Source organism: Polaromonas sp. P4_H1, assembly GCF_056400945.1.
This window is the reverse complement of sequence record NZ_JBFUKG010000016.1, coordinates 1-20,893: the sequence shown is the minus strand read 5'-3', so window position 1 is coordinate 20,893 and position 20,893 is coordinate 1. Positions and strand designations below refer to the sequence as shown.

Annotated in this window: 21 protein-coding genes and 1 pseudogene; 10 read left to right on the top strand and 12 right to left on the bottom strand. The window is 62.1% G+C overall.

Annotated features, from left to right (window positions below; all coding sequences use genetic code 11):
• Positions 1 to 18: 18 nt before the first annotated feature.
• Positions 19 to 732: an ABC transporter ATP-binding protein gene (locus AC1DS5_RS19105; protein WP_477719832.1), complete on the top strand. Its 714-nt coding sequence runs from the start codon at positions 19 to 21 to the stop codon at positions 730 to 732.
• Positions 733 to 1,383, top strand: a complete 651-nt coding sequence (gene maiA, locus AC1DS5_RS19100) for a maleylacetoacetate isomerase (protein WP_477719831.1) — start codon at positions 733 to 735, stop codon at positions 1,381 to 1,383.
• Positions 1,384 to 1,401: 18 nt separating this feature from the next.
• Here the strand turns inward: maiA and AC1DS5_RS19095 are convergent, their stop codons facing one another.
• Positions 1,402 to 2,082, bottom strand: a complete 681-nt coding sequence (locus AC1DS5_RS19095) for a TetR/AcrR family transcriptional regulator (protein ID WP_477719830.1) — start codon at positions 2,080 to 2,082, stop codon at positions 1,402 to 1,404.
• Between the two features lie 156 nt (positions 2,083 to 2,238).
• Between AC1DS5_RS19095 and AC1DS5_RS19090 the strand changes: the two genes are divergently transcribed.
• The 3 genes from AC1DS5_RS19090 to AC1DS5_RS19080 are packed head-to-tail and all read left to right on the top strand — an operon-like array spanning position 2,239 to position 5,500.
• Positions 2,239 to 3,318, top strand: a complete 1,080-nt coding sequence (locus AC1DS5_RS19090; RefSeq protein WP_477719829.1) for a Rieske 2Fe-2S domain-containing protein — start codon at positions 2,239 to 2,241, stop codon at positions 3,316 to 3,318.
• 36 nt (positions 3,319 to 3,354) lie between these two features.
• Entirely contained in the window at positions 3,355 to 4,530 is a 1,176-nt protein-coding gene (locus AC1DS5_RS19085; RefSeq protein WP_477719828.1) for an ABC transporter substrate-binding protein, read from the top strand.
• A 10-nt stretch (positions 4,531 to 4,540) separates the two neighbouring features.
• Positions 4,541 to 5,500 carry a PDR/VanB family oxidoreductase gene (locus AC1DS5_RS19080; RefSeq protein ID WP_477719827.1) on the top strand — a complete coding sequence of 320 codons (960 nt, stop codon included), beginning with the start codon at positions 4,541 to 4,543 and terminating at the stop codon, positions 5,498 to 5,500.
• A 77-nt stretch (positions 5,501 to 5,577) separates the two neighbouring features.
• Here the strand turns inward: AC1DS5_RS19080 and AC1DS5_RS19075 are convergent, their stop codons facing one another.
• Positions 5,578 to 5,907 carry a hypothetical protein gene (locus tag AC1DS5_RS19075; protein WP_477719826.1) on the bottom strand — a complete coding sequence of 110 codons (330 nt, stop codon included), beginning with the start codon at positions 5,905 to 5,907 and terminating at the stop codon, positions 5,578 to 5,580.
• A 78-nt stretch (positions 5,908 to 5,985) separates the two neighbouring features.
• A complete protein-coding gene (locus AC1DS5_RS19070; RefSeq protein WP_477719825.1) occupies positions 5,986 to 6,363 on the bottom strand; it encodes a helix-turn-helix domain-containing protein in 378 nt (125 codons plus the stop codon).
• 137 nt (positions 6,364 to 6,500) lie between these two features.
• Between AC1DS5_RS19070 and AC1DS5_RS19065 the strand changes: the two genes are divergently transcribed.
• Together AC1DS5_RS19065 and AC1DS5_RS19060 are read left to right on the top strand one after the other, a co-directional pair.
• Complete coding sequence (locus AC1DS5_RS19065) at positions 6,501 to 7,355, top strand: XRE family transcriptional regulator (RefSeq protein ID WP_477719824.1); 855 nt, start codon at positions 6,501 to 6,503, stop codon at positions 7,353 to 7,355.
• A 147-nt stretch (positions 7,356 to 7,502) separates the two neighbouring features.
• The gene (locus tag AC1DS5_RS19060; protein WP_477719823.1) at positions 7,503 to 8,963 is read left to right on the top strand and encodes a sensor histidine kinase; all 1,461 of its coding nucleotides are present in this window, start codon (positions 7,503 to 7,505) and stop codon (positions 8,961 to 8,963) included.
• On the opposite strand, the gene AC1DS5_RS19055 is transcribed toward AC1DS5_RS19060, so the two are convergent.
• From AC1DS5_RS19055 to AC1DS5_RS19030, 6 genes are all read right to left on the bottom strand, one after another.
• Positions 8,911 to 9,495: a LuxR C-terminal-related transcriptional regulator gene (locus AC1DS5_RS19055; protein WP_477719822.1), complete on the bottom strand. Its 585-nt coding sequence runs from the start codon at positions 9,493 to 9,495 to the stop codon at positions 8,911 to 8,913. The genes AC1DS5_RS19060 and AC1DS5_RS19055 overlap by 53 nt on opposite strands.
• Positions 9,496 to 9,735: 240 nt before the next feature.
• Positions 9,736 to 11,085, bottom strand: a complete 1,350-nt coding sequence (locus tag AC1DS5_RS19050) for a tryptophan--tRNA ligase (protein ID WP_477719945.1) — start codon at positions 11,083 to 11,085, stop codon at positions 9,736 to 9,738.
• Positions 11,085 to 11,753, bottom strand: coding sequence for a site-2 protease family protein (locus AC1DS5_RS19045; RefSeq protein WP_477719821.1), 669 nt, complete (start codon positions 11,751 to 11,753; stop codon positions 11,085 to 11,087). Before AC1DS5_RS19045 ends, AC1DS5_RS19050 begins: the two co-directional genes overlap by 1 nt.
• Before the next feature lie 22 nt (positions 11,754 to 11,775).
• Positions 11,776 to 12,423 (bottom strand): L-threonylcarbamoyladenylate synthase, encoded by a 648-nt coding sequence (locus tag AC1DS5_RS19040; RefSeq protein WP_477719820.1) that lies wholly within the window; start codon positions 12,421 to 12,423, stop codon positions 11,776 to 11,778.
• 9 nt (positions 12,424 to 12,432) lie between these two features.
• The gene (locus AC1DS5_RS19035) at positions 12,433 to 13,338 is read right to left on the bottom strand and encodes a DMT family transporter (RefSeq protein WP_477719819.1); all 906 of its coding nucleotides are present in this window, start codon (positions 13,336 to 13,338) and stop codon (positions 12,433 to 12,435) included.
• Positions 13,338 to 14,198: a 3',5'-nucleoside bisphosphate phosphatase gene (locus AC1DS5_RS19030; RefSeq protein ID WP_477719818.1), complete on the bottom strand. Its 861-nt coding sequence runs from the start codon at positions 14,196 to 14,198 to the stop codon at positions 13,338 to 13,340. Before AC1DS5_RS19030 ends, AC1DS5_RS19035 begins: the two co-directional genes overlap by 1 nt.
• Before the next feature lie 166 nt (positions 14,199 to 14,364).
• On the opposite strand from AC1DS5_RS19030, the gene AC1DS5_RS19025 reads away from it, so the two are divergent.
• Positions 14,365 to 15,036: a glutathione S-transferase gene (locus AC1DS5_RS19025; protein WP_477719817.1), complete on the top strand. Its 672-nt coding sequence runs from the start codon at positions 14,365 to 14,367 to the stop codon at positions 15,034 to 15,036.
• A 303-nt stretch (positions 15,037 to 15,339) separates the two neighbouring features.
• On the opposite strand, the gene recJ is transcribed toward AC1DS5_RS19025, so the two are convergent.
• Positions 15,340 to 17,142: a single-stranded-DNA-specific exonuclease RecJ gene (gene recJ / locus AC1DS5_RS19020; RefSeq protein ID WP_477719816.1), complete on the bottom strand. Its 1,803-nt coding sequence runs from the start codon at positions 17,140 to 17,142 to the stop codon at positions 15,340 to 15,342.
• A gap of 76 nt (positions 17,143 to 17,218) precedes the next feature.
• On the bottom strand, positions 17,219 to 18,265 hold the full coding sequence (locus tag AC1DS5_RS19015) for a hypothetical protein (RefSeq protein WP_477719815.1): 1,047 nt from the start codon (positions 18,263 to 18,265) through the stop codon (positions 17,219 to 17,221).
• Between the two features lie 174 nt (positions 18,266 to 18,439).
• Here AC1DS5_RS19015 and AC1DS5_RS19010 point away from each other — a divergent pair, with 174 nt between their 5' ends.
• Positions 18,440 to 19,696 carry a lipoprotein-releasing ABC transporter permease subunit gene (locus AC1DS5_RS19010; protein WP_477719814.1) on the top strand — a complete coding sequence of 419 codons (1,257 nt, stop codon included), beginning with the start codon at positions 18,440 to 18,442 and terminating at the stop codon, positions 19,694 to 19,696.
• A 118-nt stretch (positions 19,697 to 19,814) separates the two neighbouring features.
• Complete coding sequence (lolD, locus tag AC1DS5_RS19005) at positions 19,815 to 20,492, top strand: lipoprotein-releasing ABC transporter ATP-binding protein LolD (RefSeq protein WP_477719813.1); 678 nt, start codon at positions 19,815 to 19,817, stop codon at positions 20,490 to 20,492.
• Between the two features lie 160 nt (positions 20,493 to 20,652).
• Here the strand turns inward: lolD and AC1DS5_RS19000 are convergent.
• A pseudogene (locus tag AC1DS5_RS19000) lies at positions 20,653 to 20,893 on the bottom strand (IS4 family transposase); the annotation flags it as partial.

Here is a 20,893-nt window from a genome sequence, read left to right as displayed (position 1 = left end):
GTGCGCGAGGACCCCATCATGAACCCGTTTTTATCCGTCCAAGGCCTGCAGGCTTCCTATGGCCATGCGCAGGCGCTGTTCGATATCTCCTTTGAAGTCGGCGCCGGCGAAGTCGTCACGCTGCTCGGCCGCAACGGCATGGGCCGCTCCACCACCGTCAAGTGCCTGTTCGGCATGCTGCCGGTGGCGGCCGGCAGCGTGCACGTGGCCGGCCATCGCGTCGACCAGTTGCCCTCGCACCGCATCGCGCGCCAGGGCCTGGCGCTGGTGCCCGAGGGCCGGCAGGTTTTCCCCAACCTCTCGGTGGAAGAAAACCTGGTCGCCACCGCCCGCGACGACCAAAAGGGCCGCGGCAAGACCTGGGACCTGGGCCGTGTCTACGCCTTCTTCCCGCGGCTGAAAGAGCGCCGCGGCAACCTGGGGTCGCAGCTGTCGGGGGGCGAGCAGCAGATGCTGGCCATCGGCCGCGCGCTGATGACGAATCCGCGGCTGCTGGTGCTCGATGAGGCCACCGAGGGCCTGGCACCGGTCATCCGCCACGAGATCTGGCGCGCACTGGCCGAGCTCAAGCAGGACGGGCTGTCGCAGATCGTCATCGACAAGAACGTGAAGGCGCTGATGGGTCTGGCTGACCGGCACTTTGTCATTGAAAAGGGATGCGTCGTCTGGCAGGGGACCTCGGACGACCTGCGCGGCCAGCCTGAAATCGTGCACCAATACCTCGGAGTCTGAATGGGCCGTATCCTTCACACCTACTTTCGCAGCTCGGCAGCGTACCGCGTGCGCATCGCGATGAACCTCAAGTGTCTTCAGGCCGAGCATGTGTTCATTCACCTCAACCGCCATGGCGGCGAACAGTTTGGCGACGCGTTTCGCGCCATCAACCCGCAGGCGTTGGTGCCGGTGTTGAGCGAGGAGGGCGTGCAGATCAGTCAGTCACTGGCGATCATGGAATACCTCGACGAGGTTTATCCGCAGGTGCCGCTGCTGCCGCCGTCGCCGGCTGATCGGGCTTTTGTGCGCCAGTTGTCGCTGGGCATTGCCTGCGACATTCACCCGATCAACAACCTGCGGGTGCTGAAGTATCTGACCGGCTCCATGGAGATTTCGGAAGAAAAGAAAAGCGAATGGATCGCACACTGGATCACTTTGGGCCTGGAGGCGATCGAAGCGCAAATTCAGCAGCACGACCGCACCGGCGCTTTCTGTTTTGGCGACACGCCGACAATGGCCGACTGCTGCCTGGTGCCCCAGGTTTTCAGCGCCCAGCGTTTCAATGTTGATTTGTCGGGCTGCCCGACATTGACCGCGATATTCAACACATGCCAGGCACTGCCTGCTTTCGCTGCGGCGGCTCCTGCGCGCCAGCCCGATGCCGAGTGAGGTGCGGCGGCGAGTTCACTACTTCAGCTGCGCCAGCTGCTGGTTCGCCATCGTGATCCATTCCTTGAGGTAGATCTGGTAATGCGCGTCGTCATGTCGCCAGAGACGGTTTAAGCCCATGCCCCGGACGAGGTTCAGGCTCAGGTTCAGCAGCACGCGGGCCCGCTTGGTGGGTACGCCGGCTTTTTTGAATACACCCATCCAGATGTCGTCGCAGGTGACGCGGTAACGCTCCATCACCGGCAGGATCCTGGCCATCAGGTCCGGGTCGGTGCGTGCGACGACGATGCTTTCGAGCGCCGCCAGGAAGGGCCAGTCAAAGTAGACGCTCAGGCAGTCGGTGATGAAGCCTTCAATGGGCTTTTCAGCCGCACCGGCGGTCTGCGCCATGCGCTGTCCCCGCACGATGGCTTCCTCATACACCATGGCCGTCGCCTCGACGACGAGCTCGGCCTTGTTGGCATAGTGGTGCATCAGCGCACCGTTGGATACGCCCGAGGCCTTGGCCACCTCCTTCATCGTCAGGCCGCTGTAGCCATCGCGCAAAAGCACTTGGATGGTGGCGGCCAGCAGCTTCTCCTTGGTGGTGCGGCTGCGGTCCTCCTGGGTGCGACGGACCGCTTTCACGGCCTTCACAGTCGCCGTCTTTTTCGCAGGCTCGAATGCCGGCGATGCGCGTTTGATCTGGGGACTGGCCATCCGGTAAACCTTTTGAGTGTTGATGGGTTCGAAAGCCGTGATTATGGACCCCGTATGCGGGTCAACCCCTAGAAAATTCTTCCGATTAACTTACAAACCGTGCGCTCTGTATGTGAAAATTCAGTCTGAATTTATTCTTTAGCAAAGGAGCCTGGAATGGCCTTCATCAAAAATGCCTGGTACGTGGCCTGCTGGGGCAACGAAGTTAAGTCCGGTGAGATGTTTCACCGAAAACTGCTCAGTGAAATGGTGGTCTTTTACCGCAAGGAAGACGGTACGGCCGTCGCGTTGCAAGACCGTTGCCCGCATCGTTTCATTCCGCTTCACCTCGGGAAAATCGTCGGGGATTCCATCGAATGTGCCTACCACGGCCTTACCTTCGACTGTTCGGGCAAGTGCGTGAAGAACCCGCACGGCGACGGCAAGGTGCCGGCGGCAGCCAAGGTGCGCTCTTATCCGGTCGCCGAAAAGCACGGCATGCTGTGGATCTGGATGGGCAGCCAGGCCGCGGATCCCGTGACCATTCCCGACTACAGCGTGCTCGAGTCCGAAGCTGGCTTTGCCACCAGTCGTGGCTACCTCCACATCGAGGCCAACTACGAACTGATGGGCGAAAACCTGCTTGACCTGAGCCACATCACCTATCTGCATGACGGCTACCTGGGCAGCCCCGAACAGGTTGGCGCCGACCAGGTGCTCAAGGAAGAGGGCGGCAAGATCCACTGCAACCGCTGGATGCCCAACATTTCAGTACCACCCATCTTCGACATGGTGTATCGCCGCGACAGCAAGCCGGTGGACATGTGGACCAACATGACCTGGATTCCGCCAAGCTGCTTTCTGTTGGACTCCGGCGTGCATGAAGTGGGCGGCAAGCGTGAAGACCACGGCTGGTATTACGGCGTGCACATCCTCACACCCGAGTCGGAGAAAACGGTGCACTACCACTTCGCCGCCGCGATGCCGCCGGGCACCCGGATGACGCCCGATGAGGCTGCGAAGTTTTCCGCCCTGCGCCGTCACGCATTTGAGGCCCAGGACAAACCCATCATCAACGCACAACAGGCGGCCATTGGCGACAACGACTTCTGGGAGATGAAGCCGGTGCTGTTGAGTGTGGATGCGGGTCCGGTGCGCATGCGCCGGGCCATCGAACGCATGGTCAAAGTAGACGCCGCCATCGAGACGCCAGCGGTGCCCATCAAGGTGGTTCGAGCTGCACCCGCGAGTGTTTGAAATCACCATTTCACGAATTCATAAACGGAGACAGTGATGAAAAGACAAGTGATTCAATGCCTGGCCGGCGCCGGCCTCATGCTCTCGCTGGTCACCGGCTGGACGCAGACGACGCCGATAAAGATCGGTTTCATGGGGGAGCTGTCAGGCCCCACGGCTGGCGTGGGCCAAGACCAGCTCGATGGCTTCAATTTGCTGCTTGAGCGCAACGGCGGCAAGCTGGGCGGCGTGCCGGTGCAGCTGGTCAAGGAAGACAGCCAGCTCAAGCCGGACGTGGCCAACCAGGCCGCGCGTCGCCTCATTGAAAAAGAAAACGTGCCCATCATCACCGGCGTGTCTTTCTCCAACATCATGATGGCCGTGCACAAGTACGTGACCGACAAGGAAGTCTTTCTGGTTGGGTCGAATGCGGGCCCGTCGCAGATCGCTGGCAGCCAGTGTTCGCCTTACCAGTTCATCACCTCCTGGCAGGGTGACCAGGCGGCGGAGGCCGTGGGCCAGTACGCAAAAGACAAGGGCTATAAAAAAGTCTTTGTGCTGGCGCCCAACTACCAGGCCGGCAAGGACATCGTTGCGGGCTTCAAGCGTTATTACAAGGGGCCGCTGGCAGACGAGGTCTACACCTCGCTGACGCAGATGGATTTTTCGGCCGAGCTGTCGCAGGTCTCTGCAGCCAAGCCTGATGCGGTATTTGCATTCTTCCCCGGTGGTCTGGGCGTGGCGTTTGCCAAGCAGTACGCCCAAGCCGGCATGTCGAAGAACCTGCCTTTGCTGTCGACCTTCATCGCCGACGCGCTGTCGCTGCCGGCCATTGGTGATTCGGCCATCGGGATCGTGAGCGGCGGCTTTTGGGCGCCTGACTTCCAGAACGCCCAGAGCAAACAGTTCGTCGAGGAATTCGAGCGCAAATACAAACGCATACCTTCGAACTACGCAGCGCAGAGCTATGACGCAGCCCAGCTACTGGACTCGGCCATCGGCAAGGTCAAGGGCAATGTCACCGACAAGAAGGCGTTCATGGCCGCGCTGAAAGCGGCCGATTTCAAGTCACTGCGGGGCGACTTCAGGTTTGGCAACAACAACTTTCCCATACAGGGCATGCACATCATGGAAGTAGCCAGGGATGGCAGCGGCCGCCTGAACCTGAAGTCGGTTTCCACGCCGTTCAAGAGCTACCAGGATGCCTACGCGTCCCAATGTCCCCTGAAGTGATGTGCAAGTCATGAGTGCCAATGAGATTGCCGTAAAAGTCGCGAGGAAAGTCCGCGAGGCGCAGGACATCAATTCCTATGAATTGGTGTCCGTCAATGGGCAGGCGCTTCCCGCGTTTGAGGCGGGTGCGCATGTGGACGTGCATCTCCCCAATGGCCTCGTGCGGCAATACTCCCTGTGCGGAATGCCGCACCAGAAAGACCGCTATCGCATCGCGGTGCTCAGGGACCCGAAATCCCGTGGAGGGTCCGAGGCGGTCCATGACCTGGTGCACGAAGGCGATACCCTGCGCATCAGTGCGCCGCGCAATCTCTTCAGACTGGCTGCAGGGGAGCAAGCCAGCATTCTGCTGGCAGGCGGTATCGGCGTGACGCCTTTGCTGGCGATGGCGTATCAGCTGCACGCGCTGGGCAACACCTTTGCGCTGCACTATTTCGCGCGCTCCAGGGACCGCGTGGCATTCCTTGCCGAACTCCAGAACAGCGGCTTTGCCGGAAATGTGGTGTTGCACCTGGATGATGAGGCTGTCGCGGGCGCCAGGCCCTTGCGTTCACGTCTCGAAACCCTGCAGCGCGATGCGCATATTTACACCTGCGGCCCTACCGGTTTCCTGCACCACGTTTTGGAAACGGCCTCCGCGCTGGATTGGCCGGGCGGCCAGGTGCACTATGAGACCTTTTCGCCGCCGCAGCCGACAACCGGCGATTCCTTCGAAGTTCGCATTTCGAGCACCGGACAGTCTGTAGTGGTTGCTGCCGATGAGACGGTGGTCAGTGCGGTTGCACGGCTTGGCATAGAGATACCGGTTTCATGCGAGCAAGGTATTTGCGGAACCTGCCTGACACGCGTGGCAGCGGGCGTTCCGGATCACCATGATCAATACCTGACAAGCGAAGAACACGAGAGAAACGATCAATTCACCCCATGCTGCTCGAGAGCCCGATCGAAAGTACTGGTGCTGGATTTGTAGCCTTTTACATTCAATCCTTGAGCAGGCCGTTTTTTAAATGCCTTGGCAACAGGCAGTACCTGAACAGCAGACAGGGTTCAAAAAACTGGAAATAGAGGCGTCGTTTTCGATGGCTTCATTTCCGGGTTGTTCGTCGAGAGCTCATCGGGTGCCTCCTGGTTGACATAGCGGCTCAAAAAACCGGGCAACGTTTCGCAGTCCGAAGTGACGCGATAGCTCAGGCGGGTCGTCTGGTCGCGGCTTTCCACGAAGCCGCCAGCCTCCAGCGCATCCATGGCGTGCTGGACGGTGCACGGTGTGTGGGTCGGCTTCCAGTGATGCGTGAGCATGTCCAGCGTCCACCAGCCGCCGTCCCTGCGCAGCCGCAGCCACAGTGCGCGCACGTCTTGAGTGATGGGGTCACCCATGGTTGACATCCGGTTGTGCCCTGGAGTGCCCGGTGCGGCTGGCGTCATTTGCGATGTTGTTTTGCAGAGCCTCTATCGCTATGACTGGGAATGGGGAATGCCCTCGTTGAGTGGGCCGAAGTTGCCGACAGTCAACTCGTGCGTGATGCAGGGTGTTTGCTTGCGCTGGCGCGGCATGGTCACCGTGATCTTGCGGGTCTGCTGAAAAGCAAGCGCACGGTCAGCGGGATTCAGGTAGCGTGACGGCCACAGGTCTTCCGGCTTTCTATCGAGCGCTTTCGCCACCAATTGCTCAGCCGCCAACCAGGGGCTGGTCAGTACGCGCTGTATATGGCTGTAGCCGTTCTCAATGGCTATTTTTCGAAGGCTGGAGCCGCGCTTGTGCAGAGCAGCAATGACATCGGCGGGGTGCATATCTTCTTGTATTGGTGTCGATTTATTTGTGCTCATGTCCATTATTTTCAGCACAAACAAAATGAAGTCAACAAGTTTTTGCTCAAGGATTTATTTAACGCTGATATTTTTGTGATTTTTTCCTGACATTCGATCAGTTGTGTTTGCTTTTTTGTGTCTATGGACACAGAATAGTGTTCATGAGCACAAAAGAAACAGCGCCGGTGGAGCCCGATGACGCCGAGCCGTATTCCTTCGAGCCAGCGCCGCCGGTCGGCGTTGAGGAGCCGATCGCCTGGTACCTCCATCACGCTGCTGCGGCAGCGGACAAGGCTGGCCTGAAAACAGTGCGGACCGAAGCCAGGACAGCCTTCATGCGCCAGTTTGGCCAGCGCTGCAGGATGGCGCGGGGGGCAAGGGAGATCAATGACGTGGCGGCCACTGTCGGCGTTCACCGCAACACCATCTGGAACATTGAGCGTGGTGACAGCCTGCCGGACGCGTTCGAGCTTGAAGTGCTCGCCAAGGAATACAACACCACACCGGCGCATTTGCTGGGCGATGAGCGGCCAGGCAAGGCCCGGCTCACCGCCATGGTGCCTAACAGCGTGCATGCAGTGCAGGTGGACGCATTTATTTATGTGCCGTTGTTCGACCTCAAATCTTCGGTCGGCAAGGACGCGTTCAAAGACATCGAGTCGGTGGTTGCAATGCGTCCCTTTGATGCCCGCTTCATCAGGTATGACCTGGGCATTGCCCACAACGACATTGCCATGTCCATGGTGGTGGGTGTTTCCATGGAGCCGTGGTTGCACTCAAAAGACGCCGTCCTCACAGACTTGCAGGACCGCGATGCCCTCACCGAAGGCATTCATGTTGTCAGGCTCGACGGCGCCTTGCTCGTGAAAAAACTGCAGAGGCTGCCCAGGAAAATACTGCGTGTGAGCAGCTATAACCAGGCCTATGAGCCGTTTGACATTCAGGGCCATGAGGATCCCGACCGGGATTTTGCGGTGCTTGGCCGGGTGCGTTGGGCCGGGGTGACCTTTAACTGATGGCTGCGGATGGCGCCGGCACATTTCAACGCCGTCAGCTGCGTGCAACACCGTCTATTCGTCTGGTGGCCGCTCGAGCAGTAAAAGACGGCAATAAAAGACGGTAATAAAAGACCGCAGTAAAAGTGCGACGGTAAACTCGCACCCATGAGCCCCACTGCAGTGAACGGCACCGACAGGAGCGTTCAAACCAAGAGCGTTCCGCAGATCCCGCGCGATGCCTGGGTTGAAATGGAGTTGATCCATACCTTCATGCGGTATGCCCGGCCCGCCTTGCATGCGGCATTGGCCGTGGTGGTCGTTATCGTGATGATCCTGCACGGTCACGTGGAGCCCGTCGGCCTCTGGCTCTGGGCGATGGCGATTGTGGCTGTCACCCTGGTACGCTTTCGCGTCATCAGCATCTACCACAGTCAGTTCAAGGGGGTCAGCGGTGCGCCGCTCCAGGCGTTCATGGCGCGCTACGGCTGGATATGGCCGTTGAGCGCCGTGATCTGGGGAAGCTCCATGTTTGTGTTCTTCCTGAAGGCGCCGGTCTACGACCAGTTTATTTGCATGACCGTTCTGATCGGCATGGCCGGTTTCGCCGTGGGAACTTTCTCAGCCTACCTGCGGTACTTTTCAGGCTATGTCAATGGACTGGTGCTTGCGGTGCTGGCTGCCCTGGTCTACCACCTCGTCCTGGAGCGTGGCATTCCTTCCACTTTCAATACCTATGGGATGGTGGCACTGATCCTGATTTACTGGGCCGTGATCCGCATTTCGGGTAAACGGTTTCATGAAGTGCAGCGGTCCAATCTCGTATTGCAATTTGACAATTCGAAACTGATCGCTTCCCTGACCGAAAAAAGCCGGGCGGCGCTGGAGGCGGTAGACATCAAAAACCGGTTTATCGCCAGTGCTGCCCATGACTTGCGCCAACCAGTCCACGCGCTGGGCCTGTATGCCGACTGGCTGGCTGCGGAACCGCAATTCGTCTCGCAGATCGCGCCCAAAATCGTCCGCTCTACCAAGGCCGTCCAGGATTTGTTCAACTCCCTTTTTGATCTTGCCGGGCTGGATTCAGATCCGTCGAAGGTCAACCTGCAGGAGGTTGACTTGACGGGCCTTATCCAGGACCTGGAGGTGCAATATGCCCCCTTGGCCGTGGAGCGTGGCCTGCGGTTGAGGACCCGGACGGTGCCCGGCAAGGTCAGGTCTGACCCGGTGCTGCTCAAGCGGCTGGTGGGCAACCTGCTGTCGAACGCCTTGCGCAACACCCATCAGGGCGGCGTGTTGCTGGCTGTGCGGCAAAGACGCGGTGTGCGCTGCATTGAGATCTGGGACACCGGCGTGGGCATAGCCCAAACCCACCAGCAGGCGATTTTTCAGGAGTTTTACCGGATTCCCCGGCAGGGCACGGAAGATGGCTTCGGCCTGGGGCTGGCCATCGTCTCCCGTCTGAGCTACGTGCTCAACCACCCGGTGGGCATGTCATCCCGGGCCGGCCGGGGAAGTGTGTTCTGGGTAGAGCTGACGAGTCCTGGCGATGACGCCGGAGGCGCGAGCCCGGCGGCTACAGCAGGCCCTGGGTTCGCGCAAGATGACTGGCCTGCGAGCGGCTCTTGACGTTGAGGCGCCGGAACAGGCGCCACAGATGCACTTTGACGGTGTGCTCGCTGATTTGAAGCTCTTCTGCAATATCACGGTTGCTCATGCCCTTGTCGAGCATGACCAGCAGTTGCTTCTGGCGCTTGGACAGCTTTTCGGTGGGAGCGGCGGATGCGGGCTCCAGTTCTTCGTTCAGGAAGATGCGCAAGACATTGGAGATTTCGGTGGCGCCTGCGGATTTTTGAATATAGGCGTCGGCACCGGCTTCGATCGAGAGGTCTTCATAGTCCTGGGCAGGCGCAGCCGAGAGCACCACCAGCGGAACATCCGGAAACTGCCGTTTGAGTTCGCGCACCCCGGACACGCCATTGGTGTCGGGCAGCTTGAGATCCAGGCAGATCAATTCCGGCACGCCATGCTGTTCTACGGCGGGCATGACAGCGGCCAGCCGGTCCAGCTCGGTCACGGTGGCCTTGCTGCTCAAACGGCGTATCAGCATGACAACGGCTTCCCGCATCAGGGGATGGTCGTCTATAACAAAAATGCTCATTAATTCAGGGGTGAAGTATCGATTCGGCAGCTGCTGAGCATAACTGGTGAAAGTCAAATTCAGGGCATGGAAAATCCCGAAGTTTCGGTATATTTTCTCGGGTCTGCTTCAAAAAAACAACAGTTCAAGGAGTCCCTGATTTCTCTCGGGTGATTGCGGTCATGCCCGATACCTGTCATCTGGCGGGGCGGTCAGACGCCACGCCTCCCTGGCAGTCCCGACCCCCGGTGCCGCCGGTCCTCAGTGAACGCCAGCCGCAAAAAACTGCAAAGCCGCAGCCACATCACTGGCTGAAATGCCGGGTGCCGCAGCGACCTTGTCCTGCAGCGCGGCCAGCGCGGCGGGACCTTCTTTCTGCAGGGCTGAAATGGTTTGCGCTGCGTCGCGTGGCGAGTCAAAACCCTGGCTTTGCAGCAGCAGGCGGGCATCGGCGTCCAGCAGCTTGAAATAAAACCGGCCGTCTTTTTCGCGGTATTGCTTGAAGGCCGGGGCCGCGGTTTTGGCCGCCTTGTTTTTGGGCGCGGCCACCGCGCCTGAGCCCAGGCTGCGCAGCCCCACGGCCTGGCGCAGCTCGGCCATGAAAGGTTTTGCCACAGCGCGGGCTTTCTCGGCGCCGGCCAGAAGGACGGCTTCGAGGCGGCCGGCATCGTTGATCAGCGTCTGGTACTGCTCGCGCATGGGCGCCACTTCGCGGTCTATGCGCTCGAAGAGCATCTGTTTGGCATCGCCCCACGCAATGCCGTCGGCATAAGCATGGCGCAGCGCGGCCGTCTCTTCCACGCTGGCGAAAGCCTGGTAAATCTGGAACAGCGCGGAGCCTTCGACTTCCTTGGGCTCGCCCGGCGCGCGCGAGTCGGTCACGATGCCGCTGATGGCCTTGCGCAGCTGCTCGCGCGGCGTGAACAGAGGAATGGTGTTGTCGTAGCTCTTGCTCATCTTGCGCCCGTCCAGGCCGGGCAGCAGCGCCACGGATTCTTCAATCACCGCTTCCGGCAACACCAGGTGCTCGCCATACAGATGGTTGAAGCGCTGCGCCATGTCGCGCGCCATTTCAATGTGCTGGATCTGGTCGCGCCCGACCGGCACCTTGTGCGTCTTGAACATCAGGATATCGGCGCCCATGAGCACCGGGTACATGAACAGGCCGGCCGTGACATCGGCATCCGGATCACTGCCGGCGGCCATGTTCTTGTCGACCGAGGCCTTATAGGCATGGGCGCGGTTCAGCACGCCCTTGCCGGTGACGCAGGTCAGCAGCCACGTGAGTTCGGGAATTTCCGGGATGTCGGACTGGCGGTAAAACGTCACGCGCTCGGGGTCCAGTCCGGCGGCCAGCCAGCTGGCGGCTATTTCCAGCGTGGAGCGCTGGATGCGCGCGGGCTCGTCGCATTTGATCAGTGCGTGGTAGTCGGCAAGAAAGTAAAAACTCTGCACGCCGGGCAGGCGGCTGGCGGCCACCGACGGCCGGATCGAGCCCACGAAGTTGCCCAGGTGGGGCGTACCCGTGGTGGTAATGCCGGTCAGGAAGCGCAGCGGCGAGGCGCTGGGGGTGGAACGCACACTGGCGTCAGTTTGTGGGTTGGTCATCATCATCGCACCAGCATGGCCAGGGGCATCAACACGGTTTCCAGAAAGGTGTAGGTCAGCGCCATTAGCGGGCGCATCCAGAGATTGCTGATCACGCCGGCAATCACCAGCGCCATCACCACAAAAAAGCCCCAGGGCTCGATGCGCGAAACCAGCAACGCCTGTTTGTAGGGCAGCAGACCGACCAGAATGCGGCCACCGTCCAGCGGCGGCAGCGGAAACAGGTTGAAGACAAACATCACCACATTGACCAGCACGCCCGCCTGGCACATCCTGATGAAAAACGGTTCGGTCATGTTGGCGCCGCGCAGCAGATACAGCAAGATGCCCCACAGCAGGGCCTGAAGGAGATTGGCGCCGGGGCCGGCCAACGCCACCCAGACCATGTCGCGCTTGGGGTTGCGCAGTTTGCCGAACTCCACCGGCACCGGTTTGGCGTAGCCGAACAAAAATGCGCCCGATGTGGCCAGGTACAGCACCAGGGGCATCACGATGGTGCCCAGCGGGTCGATGTGCTTGAGCGGGTTGAGTGTGACGCGGCCCTGCGCCCAGGCGGTGTTGTCACCGAAGTGGCGGGCCACGTAGCCGTGCGCCGCCTCATGCACCGTGATGGCAAACAGCACGGGGAGCGCATAAATGGCGATGGTTTGAATGAGGTTGGCGATATCCATCCCCGGATTGTCTCAGACGCGCTTACAGGCCCAGCGCCGCTAGGTCGCCACGGCCCTTGCGGACCACCACCGGTTCGCCGCCCTCGCCCATGGGCGTCAGGTCGATCACGGTGGTGGGCGCCTGGTGGCAGGCGCCCGCGTCGATCACGGCGGCCAGTTCATGCTCCAGCTGGTCGCGGATCTCGCGCGCATCGTTGAGCGGTTCGTGGGGCGGGCTGCCGGGTCCGGGAAGGATCAGCGTGGTGGCCAGCAACGGCGCGCCGTGCAGCTCCAGCAAGGCCTGCAGCGTCTTGTGCCCAGGCACGCGCAGGCCAATGGTTTTGCGGGACGGGTGGCTCAGACGCCGTGGCACTTCCTTGCTGGCCTCCAGGATGAAGGTGTAGGGCCCGGGCGTGGCCGCCTTGAGCAGGCGGAACTGCTTGTTGTCGACCCGCGCATAGTTGGCCAGCTCGCTCAGGTCGCGGCACAGCAGCGTGAGGTGGTGCTTGTCATCCACCCCGCGAATACGGCGCAGGCTGTCGGCCGCGGCCTTGTCGTCCAGATGGCAGACCAGCGCGTAGCTGGAGTCGGTCGGTACGGCTGCGACGCCCCCGCGCGCAAGCAGGTTCACCGCCTGTTTGAGCAGCCGTATTTGGGGATTGTCGGGATGAACTTCGAAAAACTGGGCCATGGCGGTGTTTCAGGATTCAGGGGGGGCAACGGGCACCCGGGTCTCGCGCACAGACAGCCACGCGCCGGCTGCACCGCATACCGCAATCAGCGCTATGCCGAGTATCGACCAGCGATCGGGTACATGTGAAAACGCCAGCCAGCCGCCGATCATGGCAAAGCCGATCTGGGTGTAGAGAAAGGGTGTCAGGGTCGACGCCGGTGCCCGGCCATAGGCCAGGATCATCATGAAATGCCCAACGGTGCCCATGACCCCCATGAGCATCAGGCCGGCCCACAGCGTCCAGGAGTCCAGCCACGTCCAGGCAAACGGCAGCGCCAGCGATGCGATCAGTGTGCCCACCCAGCCGGTATAAAAATGCATGGTGACGGGGTCTTCAGTGCGGGCGAGGCGGCTGGTCAGGATCTGGAACCAGGCGTGGCAGGCCACCAGCGCCAGCGGCAGCAGCATCGTCCAGTCAAAGGTGTCGTCGCCCGGGCGGATGATGATCAGGGTGCCCATGAAGCCGCCGACCACCAGCGCCCAGCGCAGCACCGAGACCCGCTCGCCCAGCGTCAGCGAGGCGAGCAGGGTGATGATGAGCGGCGAGATCATCACGATGGCCGTGAATTCGCCTACTGGCATGTACTTGAGGCTGAAGAACGCCAGCATGCTCGAGGTCAGCAGCAGCACGCCACGCAGGCATTGAAAGCGGGGGTGAGCCGTGCGCAGCAGCGAGCGGCCGCGCGTCGGCAGCACGGCCGCCGTGGTGGCAACCGCCTGGAAGGCATAGCGGAACCACAGGGCCATCAGCACCGGCACACTCGCGCTGATGAATTTGGTGGTGGTGTCCAGCAGGGCAAAGCAGGCCATCGCCGCCACCTGGAGCGCGATGCCGGTCAGAGCGTGGGGAGCGGTTCTTGCGGGGCCGGCCATTACTGGATCCGGTCCGCCAGCAGGTCCCATACCGGGGTGAGTTCACCCGGCAAAAAGGGCAAGGTGCCCAGGTCGGTGTGGCTCTCGTCGGGGCTGTGAAAGTCGCTGCCGCGCGAGGCCGCCAGGCCGAATTCCCTGGCGGTTTCGGCGTATTTCAGGTATTCCTGCGGGGTGTGGCTGCCCGTGACGACTTCAACCCCTTGCCCCCCATGCGTCTTGAATTCGGTGAAGAGCGCGTACTCTTCATTGGGTGTGAACTTGTAGCGGCCCGGATGGGCGATAACCGCCACGCCCTGGGCCTTCGTGATCCAGCCCACAGCGTCACGCAGATTGGCCCAGCGATGGGGCACATAACCGGGTTTGCCTTCGGTGAGGTATTTGCGAAAGACGTCGGCTGTTTCGCGGCACACGCCGGACTCCACCAGAAAGCGGGCAAAGTGCGTGCGCGAAATCAGCTCGGGGTTGCCGACAAACTTCAGGGCCCCTTCGTAAGCCCCTTTGATGCCTACCTTGGCCAGGCCGTCAGACATTTCCATGGCGCGCTGCTCACGCCCGCCCCGCGTGTTGCGCAGACCTTGCTGCAAGTCTGCATCGTCGGCATCAAAACCCAGGCCCACAATGTGCACGGTCTCGCCGGCAAAGGTGACCGATATTTCCGTGCCGGTGAGGTAATACAGCCCCTGCGCACTGGCGGCGGCCGCGGCACGCTGCTGGCCGCCAATCTCGTCATGGTCTGTCAGGGCCCACAACTCCACGCCGTTGGTTTTGGCGCGCTCTGCCAGGGCCTCCGGGGTCAAGGTGCCGTCGGATACGACGGAATGGCAATGCAGATCGGCATTGAGGATGTTTTTGAACGTCACAATCCCATTTTAGGCGCTATGACCTGCGGCTGCAGCGAATACGGCTGACCGGGCGCGGGTGGGGCCCAGTTTTTGCTATTGGAGAGGGAGAGGCCATTGCCTGCCATGGCTGCTCAATTTGACCCTTGCCTTTGATTTGACCTTTGATCTCACCGGGGAATTGCCCATGATCACCCTTCACCACCTGAACAATTCCCGTTCACAGCGCATCGTCTGGCTGCTTGAAGAGCTGGGCCTGGCCTATGACATTCAGCGTTACGAGCGCGATCCCCAAACCATGCTGGCGCCGGCTTCGCTGCGCGCTGTGCACCCGCTGGGCAAGTCGCCCGTCATCACCGACGGCGGCCTGACGCTGGCGGAGTCGGGGGCCATCATCGACTACCTCATCGAGCGTCATGGTGCGGGGCGCCTGGCCCCCGCTGCCGGTACGCCGGCGCGTCTGCGCTACAGCTACTGGCTGCATTACGCCGAGGGCTCGGCCATGCCGCCGCTCTTGCTCAAGCTGGTGTTCGACAGGATTGAGACCGCGCCCATGCCGTTTTTGGTCAAGCCGATCGCCCGGGCGATTGCCGGCAAGGTCAAGGCATCCTTCATCGAGCCGCAGATCAGGCAGCATCTGGATTATCTGGAAGCCTCATTGGGCGAGAGCGGCTGGTTTGCCGGTGACGAATTCAGCGGCGCCGACATTCAGATGAGTTTCCCGCTGGAAGCCGCTGCCGCGCGGGGCGGGTTGAACGCAAGCCGGCCCCGGTTGATGGATTTTCTCCAGCGCATTCATGCCAGGCCGGCTTACCAGCGTGCCCTGGAGCGTGGCGGAGACTATGCCATCATCAGCTAGCCATCGCCAGTTGGCTATCGCAGCTCGCCAGGCTGAGCTCAGCGAAAACCGAAATACGACAGGATGACGCCGATGATCACGACGAGGCCTACGATGTAAATGATGGTGTTCATGATGTCCTTTGGGTGGTTGACGCGCCGATGCAGCGTAGCTATACGCCAATCATTGCCGCCGCCCCTGCGCCGGACTGTAGGCGGCTCCACCCAAGCACCGTCGGACAGGGCCCTCTACACGCAGGCAGACAACCAGCGCGGTGTTGCCGTCTCGCCCGCAAGCCCCCGCGACACACCCTGCAAAACCACGCTAAAGCTCGGCGCCTTCTACCAAAAAGCGCACGCGCTTGACGCCCTGCCACTCATCGGCATCCAGCCTGAACGCGATCGTCACGCGCGCGGGCAGTGCCGTGGTGTGACCGAACCAGATACCGTCCACCGGTTGGCCCTGATGCTTCAGTTTCAGGGCCAGGTGTTTTTCACCCACCAGCCGTTGTGACACCACTTCGACTTCCTCGCTGAAGGTGGGGGCCGCAAACCCCTGTCCCCAGACTTCCCGGTGCAAGGTGTCCACCACATCGGTACGGCGGTACTCGGCCGGCAGCGGACCGTCGGTGTCCAGGCGCCGCGTCAGCGTGGCGGCATCCAGCCACTCGTGGGCGACTTGTTGCAGCGCTTGTTCGAACTGCTCAAAGCGCTCTTCGGCAATGGTGCAGCCGGCCGCCATGGCGTGGCCACCAAAGCGCAACAGCACGCCCGGGTGGCGTTTGGCGACCAGGTCCAGCGCGTCGCGCAGATGAAAGCCGGCAATCGAGCGGCCTGAACCCTTGAGCTCGTGCTCCTTGCCCGGTGCCTGGCTGGCGGCAAAGACAAAGGTCGGGCGGTGCAGTTTGTCCTTGATGCGCGAGGCCACGATGCCGACCACGCCTTCGTGAAACTCGGGGTCAAAAATCGCGATGGCCGGCGGCGGTTCTTCATCCTCATCAATCATGGCGTCAGCCGCCAGCTGGGCCTGCTCGCGCATGCCCGCCTCGATGTCCCGGCGTTCGCGGTTGATGCCGTCCAGCATGCGGGCCAGCTCGCCGGCCCGCGCCGCGTCATCCGTGAGCAGGCATTCAATGCCCAGCGTCATGTCGGCGAGGCGGCCAGCCGCATTGATGCGCGGGCCGAGTGCAAAGCCGAAATCGAAGGTGGTGGCCAGCGCTGCGTGGCGGCCGGCTGCGGTGAACAGGCCTGCCAGGCCGGCCGGCAGCGCGCCCGCACGAATGCGCTTGAGTCCCTGCGCCACCAGGCGGCGGTTGTTGGCGTCCAGCCTGACCACATCGGCCACCGTGCCGAGTGCGACCAGCGGCAGCAGTGTGTCCAGCTTCGGTTGAGGAATGGCCCCCACGCTTGCCACTTCGTGTGCTGTGCTGCCCCCCGAGGGGGCTGTCCCCCCTAGGGGCGGCCCGGCGGCGGGACGGCCGAACACGCCACGCTCGCGCAGTTCGGCGCGCAGCGCCAGCAGCACATAAAACATCACGCCCACACCGGCCATCGATTTGCTTTCAAAGCTGCAATCGGGCTGGTTCGGGTTGACGATCACGTCGGCGGCGGGCAGCACCACCTGGCCGTCATGCAGCGCCGGCAGGTGGTGGTCGGTCACCAGTACCTGCATGCCCAGCGCCTTGGCCCGTGCCACGCCCTCCAGGCTGGCAATGCCGTTGTCCACAGTGACCAGCACATCCGCGCCGGTGGCCTTCACCCGCTCGGCTATCGGCGGCGTGAGGCCGTAGCCGTCAATCACCCGGTCGGGCACCAGGTAGCTCACGTTCTGTGCGCCCAGCAGGCGCAGGCCGCGCAGGGCCACGGCGCAGGCGGTGGCGCCGTCGCAGTCATAGTCGGCCACCACGCAGATTTTCTTCCCGGCGGCCATGGCATCGGCCAGCAACTGCGCGGCTTCGCGGTTGCCGCGCAGCGAGGCCGGCGGCAGCAATTTACCCAGCCCGTCGTCGAGTTCGTCCATCGAGTGAACACCCCGCGCCGCATAGAGCTGAGCCAGCAAGGGGTGAACGCCGCCCTGCTGCAGCGCCCAGACGCTGCGCGGCGGCACGTCGCGTACCTGTATTTTCATGGCGTGATTCTTACTGTCATTCTTGCTGTCATTCCTAGAGCTGCCTGATTGGAACTGCCTGATTAGAGCTGTTTGATCAGAGTTGTTTGAGTACTTCTTCCACCGGTGGGGTGGGGGTTAAAAGGCTTGAAACTCTGGCAAACAGGCCGGGGCGGCTGCTTTCATAGGTTTGGGCGCTGCGCTCACCGCACAAGGTCAGGCGCACGGACTCGCCCATGCGCTGGCGTTTCAGCAGGCCGGCGATTTCACCCGCGTCCAGTGCGGCCCAGGCTTGTGCATAAGCGGCCCAGTCATCATGAAAGGCGGCCTGGGCCAGGCCGCGCGGCACGCTGACCTGCCCATTCACCCCGGGCGCCGGCAAGGACGGCAATGCGCCGGTACCACTGAGCCAGAAGGAGTTGACCGGCAACTGGCGTCGCGTGGCCCGCTCGTCATTCAAAGGGTGCGTGTAAAGCAGCATCTGCATTTCATTTTGCAGGCGGCGCATGATTTTGGCCGCTGCGCTTTTCACATCGTGTGCCTCCTGCGTGCGGTGGCTGGTGCTGCCGGCGTCGGGCAACCACGCATCCACGTTGCGGCCCAGCACCCGGTCCAGCGAGGCCGTGGGCAGGGTGCGAAACAGCTCGCCCTCGGCCAGCCAGCGCTCGGGTGACAGGTAATGCAGCGTAATGCCGTCGGTTTCAAAGTAGGGTTGCATGGCCGCCAGCAGGGCGCGCGATTCGTCTTCGCGCAGGGCCAGCGCGGCCGGGTCGGTCAGCGTGGCGTGTTCGCGCCCCATGGCCCAGTGGCAGGGCGTGATCCAGGCCCAGGCTTTGTTGCCCGCGTCATGCCGCTGCCCGGCTGCATCCCTGGCCGCCCAGGGAATCAGGCCATCCGGCGTGCCGGGCTGAACCAGGCCCAGCGCCCGGCCCAGAGCGCGTTCATGCGGCGGCGACAGCGAATAGGGCTCGCCCGTATCCATGTGTGTCTGTTTCATGCCGCGCAGCAGCTCGCCGAGATGACGCGTGCTGTCGCGTGGCAACGCCTGCATGGCCGGCAGCCATGCCTCCGTGCTGCAGGCTGCAAATGGAATCAGCAGGTGAGGGGGCGGGGAAGCTGGCGGGGATGAGGACGGGGCTGGCATGGGGCTATTGTCCGGGATGCCACAATTGAACCTGGTAACGGTAGCTGGACGCGCCCGTCCTCGGGTGTGCAGCGTGTTCGTTCAACGATATCGGTCGTGAAGGCAAGAAATGTCAATTTACAAATGTTCGTTCAGATCAGTCACAAGCGGTCAGCTGCGGTTGCCAGGTTAAGAATGCAAATCCCCTACGAGTTGATTCTGGGCTGGCGCTACACCCGGGCTGGCCGGGCCACGCGGCGCAACGGCTTTATCTCTTTTATTTCGGGCGTGTCCATGCTGGGCATCGCGCTGGGTGTGGCTGCGCTGATCATCGTGTTGAGCGTGATGAACGGCTTCCAGAAGGAAGTGCGCGACCGCATGCTTGGCGTGATTTCGCACATCGAGGTGTTCGCGCCCAATGGCACTGCCTTGCCCGACCCGCAGAAAACCCTGGCCGAGATCAAGGCCAACCCGCAGGTCGCAGGCGCTGCCACTTTTATTGCCGCGCAGGCCCTGCTCGCGCGCGGCGAAGACATGAAAGGCACGCTGGTGCGCGGCATCGATCCGGCGCTGGAAGGGCAGGTCACCGACCTGGCTGCGCAATTGAAGGACACCGCCTTTCCCAAGCTGGTCAGCGGCGGTTTTGGCGTGGTGCTGGGCGGCGAACTGGCGCGGTCCATGGGGGTGCGCGAAGGCGACACCGTCACCCTGATTGCGCCCAGCGGCCAGGTCACGCCGGCGGGCGTGGTGCCGCGCCTCAAGCAAATGACGGTGGTGGGCACCTTTGATTCAGGCCACTTTGAATACGACTCCGCGCTCGTCATGCTGCACCAGGACGATGCCGCCAGGATTTTCAGGCTGGAGGGCCCTACCGGCATCCGCATCAAGCTGAAAGATTTGCACCAGGCGCGCGAGGTGGCGCTGGAACTGTCCAGAAGCCTGACCGGGGACCTGCTGATTCGCGACTGGACACGGCAGAACAAGACCTGGTTTGCGGCGGTGCAGCTCGAAAAACGCATGATGTTCATCATCCTGACGCTGATCGTGGCGGTGGCGGCCTTCAACCTGGTCAGCACGCTGGTGATGACGGTGACCGACAAGCGCGCCGACATCGCCATCCTGCGCACCCTGGGCGCCAGCCCCCAGAGCATCATGAAGATCTTCATGGTGCAAGGCGCCCTGGTCGGCGTGATCGGCACCTTCTCGGGCCTGCTGCTGGGCCTGGGCATCGCCCTCAATATCGATGTCATCGTGCCGGCGCTGGAGCGGCTGCTCAATGCGAGCTTCCTGCCCCGCGACATCTACCTGATCAGCCGCATGCCCAGCGAGCCGCAGTACGCCGACATCATGCCGATTGCTGTCATCTCGCTGGTGCTGGCATTTCTGGCGACCATTTACCCCAGCTGGCGCGCCAGCCAGGTGAACCCGGCCGAGGCCCTGCGTTATGAATAAAGACAACATGGATTCACTCCGCGAGGCTTCGCTCCCCAAGGCTTCGCTCCCCGGGGCTTCACTCCCTCTCCCCCTGGGAGAGGGCGGGGGTGAGGGCTCCCCGCTCCAAAACAAAGTCGTGCTGAAAGCCCAAGGCCTCACCAAACGCTTCCACGAAGGCCCCATTGACCTGACCGTGCTGCGCGGCGTAGACCTGCAGGTGCACGCCGGCGAAACGTTGGCCATCGTCGGCGCTTCGGGTTCGGGCAAAAGCACCTTGCTGCATTTGATGGGCGGGCTGGATGCGCCCACCGGCGGGCAGGTCGAGCTGATGGGCCAAACCCTGTCAACGCTGTCAGCGGCCGAGCAGGGACGCTTGCGCAACCAGCACCTGGGCTTTGTCTACCAGTTCCACCATCTGCTGCCCGAGTTCAGCGCCCTCGACAACGTCGCCATGCCCTTATGGATCAGGCGCCAAACCCCAGCGGAATCTGCGCAAACCGCTACCAACATGCTGGCAAGCGTGGGCCTGAAGGACCGCATCCATCATCGCCCGTCCGAGCTCTCAGGCGGCGAGCGCCAGCGCGTGGCGATTGCGCGCGCACTGGTCACGCAGCCCGCCTGCGTGCTGGCAGACGAGCCAACCGGCAACCTCGACAGGTCTACGGCCGATGGTGTGTTTGAACTGATGCTGCAACTGGCGCGCGACTTCGGCACCGCGTTTGTACTGGTGACGCATGATGAAACGCTGGCAACGCGGTGCGGCCGGCGCTTTGGGCTGGTGTCGGGGCGGTTGTCGGAGTGGGATCCCAACTAGTACTGACCTGCTGACCGTCAGTCTCTCAGTCTGTCAACCTGCCGCAGGTCGGGTTATGTAGCCGGTGGATCGCGCCGCGCTGGCCTGTTTTTCGGCGCCGTGCCGTCGTAACGGCTGTCCATGCGCCGACGCATGGGAGTTTCCTTAAACGGAATGGCACTTACTTTGGCTCATAGGCATGACCATGCCTCTGGACGTGTCGGCGAGCCTGGTCGCGGGGCACCTTCAACCAGGGGTAGGGTTTGGGCCTTCGTTTTCGCATTCGCGGCTCGATGCGTCCGGGTCGATGGCCGACCCTGCATTGTGCGATCAACGTGAATAGCCGCCCGCAATCCTTCGTGGCCGAGAGGCCTCGCGAGACCCACTCTGTCCACAGTTGCACCGTGTGCTTGAAGCTCACA

What these genes read in the sequence shown, in the direction of transcription:
- maiA (WP_477719831.1), top strand. Translation starts at nt 733, where the DNA reads ATGGGCCGTATCCTTCACACCTACTTTCGCAGCTCGGCAGCGTACCGC.
- AC1DS5_RS19035 (WP_477719819.1), bottom strand. Translation starts at nt 13,338, where the DNA reads ATGGCCGGCCCCGCAAGAACCGCTCCCCACGCTCTGACCGGCATCGCG.
- AC1DS5_RS19075 (WP_477719826.1), bottom strand. Translation starts at nt 5,907, where the DNA reads ATGGGTGACCCCATCACTCAAGACGTGCGCGCACTGTGGCTGCGGCTG.
- AC1DS5_RS19055 (WP_477719822.1), bottom strand. Translation starts at nt 9,495, where the DNA reads ATGAGCATTTTTGTTATAGACGACCATCCCCTGATGCGGGAAGCCGTT.
- AC1DS5_RS19040 (WP_477719820.1), bottom strand. Translation starts at nt 12,423, where the DNA reads ATGGCCCAGTTTTTCGAAGTTCATCCCGACAATCCCCAAATACGGCTG.
- AC1DS5_RS19105 (WP_477719832.1), top strand. Translation starts at nt 19, where the DNA reads ATGAACCCGTTTTTATCCGTCCAAGGCCTGCAGGCTTCCTATGGCCAT.
- AC1DS5_RS19070 (WP_477719825.1), bottom strand. Translation starts at nt 6,363, where the DNA reads ATGGACATGAGCACAAATAAATCGACACCAATACAAGAAGATATGCAC.
- recJ (WP_477719816.1), bottom strand. Translation starts at nt 17,142, where the DNA reads ATGAAAATACAGGTACGCGACGTGCCGCCGCGCAGCGTCTGGGCGCTG.
- AC1DS5_RS19010 (WP_477719814.1), top strand. Translation starts at nt 18,440, where the DNA reads ATGCAAATCCCCTACGAGTTGATTCTGGGCTGGCGCTACACCCGGGCT.
- AC1DS5_RS19080 (WP_477719827.1), top strand. Translation starts at nt 4,541, where the DNA reads ATGAGTGCCAATGAGATTGCCGTAAAAGTCGCGAGGAAAGTCCGCGAG.
- AC1DS5_RS19045 (WP_477719821.1), bottom strand. Translation starts at nt 11,753, where the DNA reads ATGGATATCGCCAACCTCATTCAAACCATCGCCATTTATGCGCTCCCC.
- AC1DS5_RS19050 (WP_477719945.1), bottom strand. Translation starts at nt 11,085, where the DNA reads ATGATGACCAACCCACAAACTGACGCCAGTGTGCGTTCCACCCCCAGC.
- AC1DS5_RS19090 (WP_477719829.1), top strand. Translation starts at nt 2,239, where the DNA reads ATGGCCTTCATCAAAAATGCCTGGTACGTGGCCTGCTGGGGCAACGAA.
- AC1DS5_RS19065 (WP_477719824.1), top strand. Translation starts at nt 6,501, where the DNA reads ATGAGCACAAAAGAAACAGCGCCGGTGGAGCCCGATGACGCCGAGCCG.
- AC1DS5_RS19060 (WP_477719823.1), top strand. Translation starts at nt 7,503, where the DNA reads ATGAGCCCCACTGCAGTGAACGGCACCGACAGGAGCGTTCAAACCAAG.
- AC1DS5_RS19095 (WP_477719830.1), bottom strand. Translation starts at nt 2,082, where the DNA reads ATGGCCAGTCCCCAGATCAAACGCGCATCGCCGGCATTCGAGCCTGCG.
- AC1DS5_RS19015 (WP_477719815.1), bottom strand. Translation starts at nt 18,265, where the DNA reads ATGCCAGCCCCGTCCTCATCCCCGCCAGCTTCCCCGCCCCCTCACCTG.
- AC1DS5_RS19025 (WP_477719817.1), top strand. Translation starts at nt 14,365, where the DNA reads ATGATCACCCTTCACCACCTGAACAATTCCCGTTCACAGCGCATCGTC.
- AC1DS5_RS19085 (WP_477719828.1), top strand. Translation starts at nt 3,355, where the DNA reads ATGAAAAGACAAGTGATTCAATGCCTGGCCGGCGCCGGCCTCATGCTC.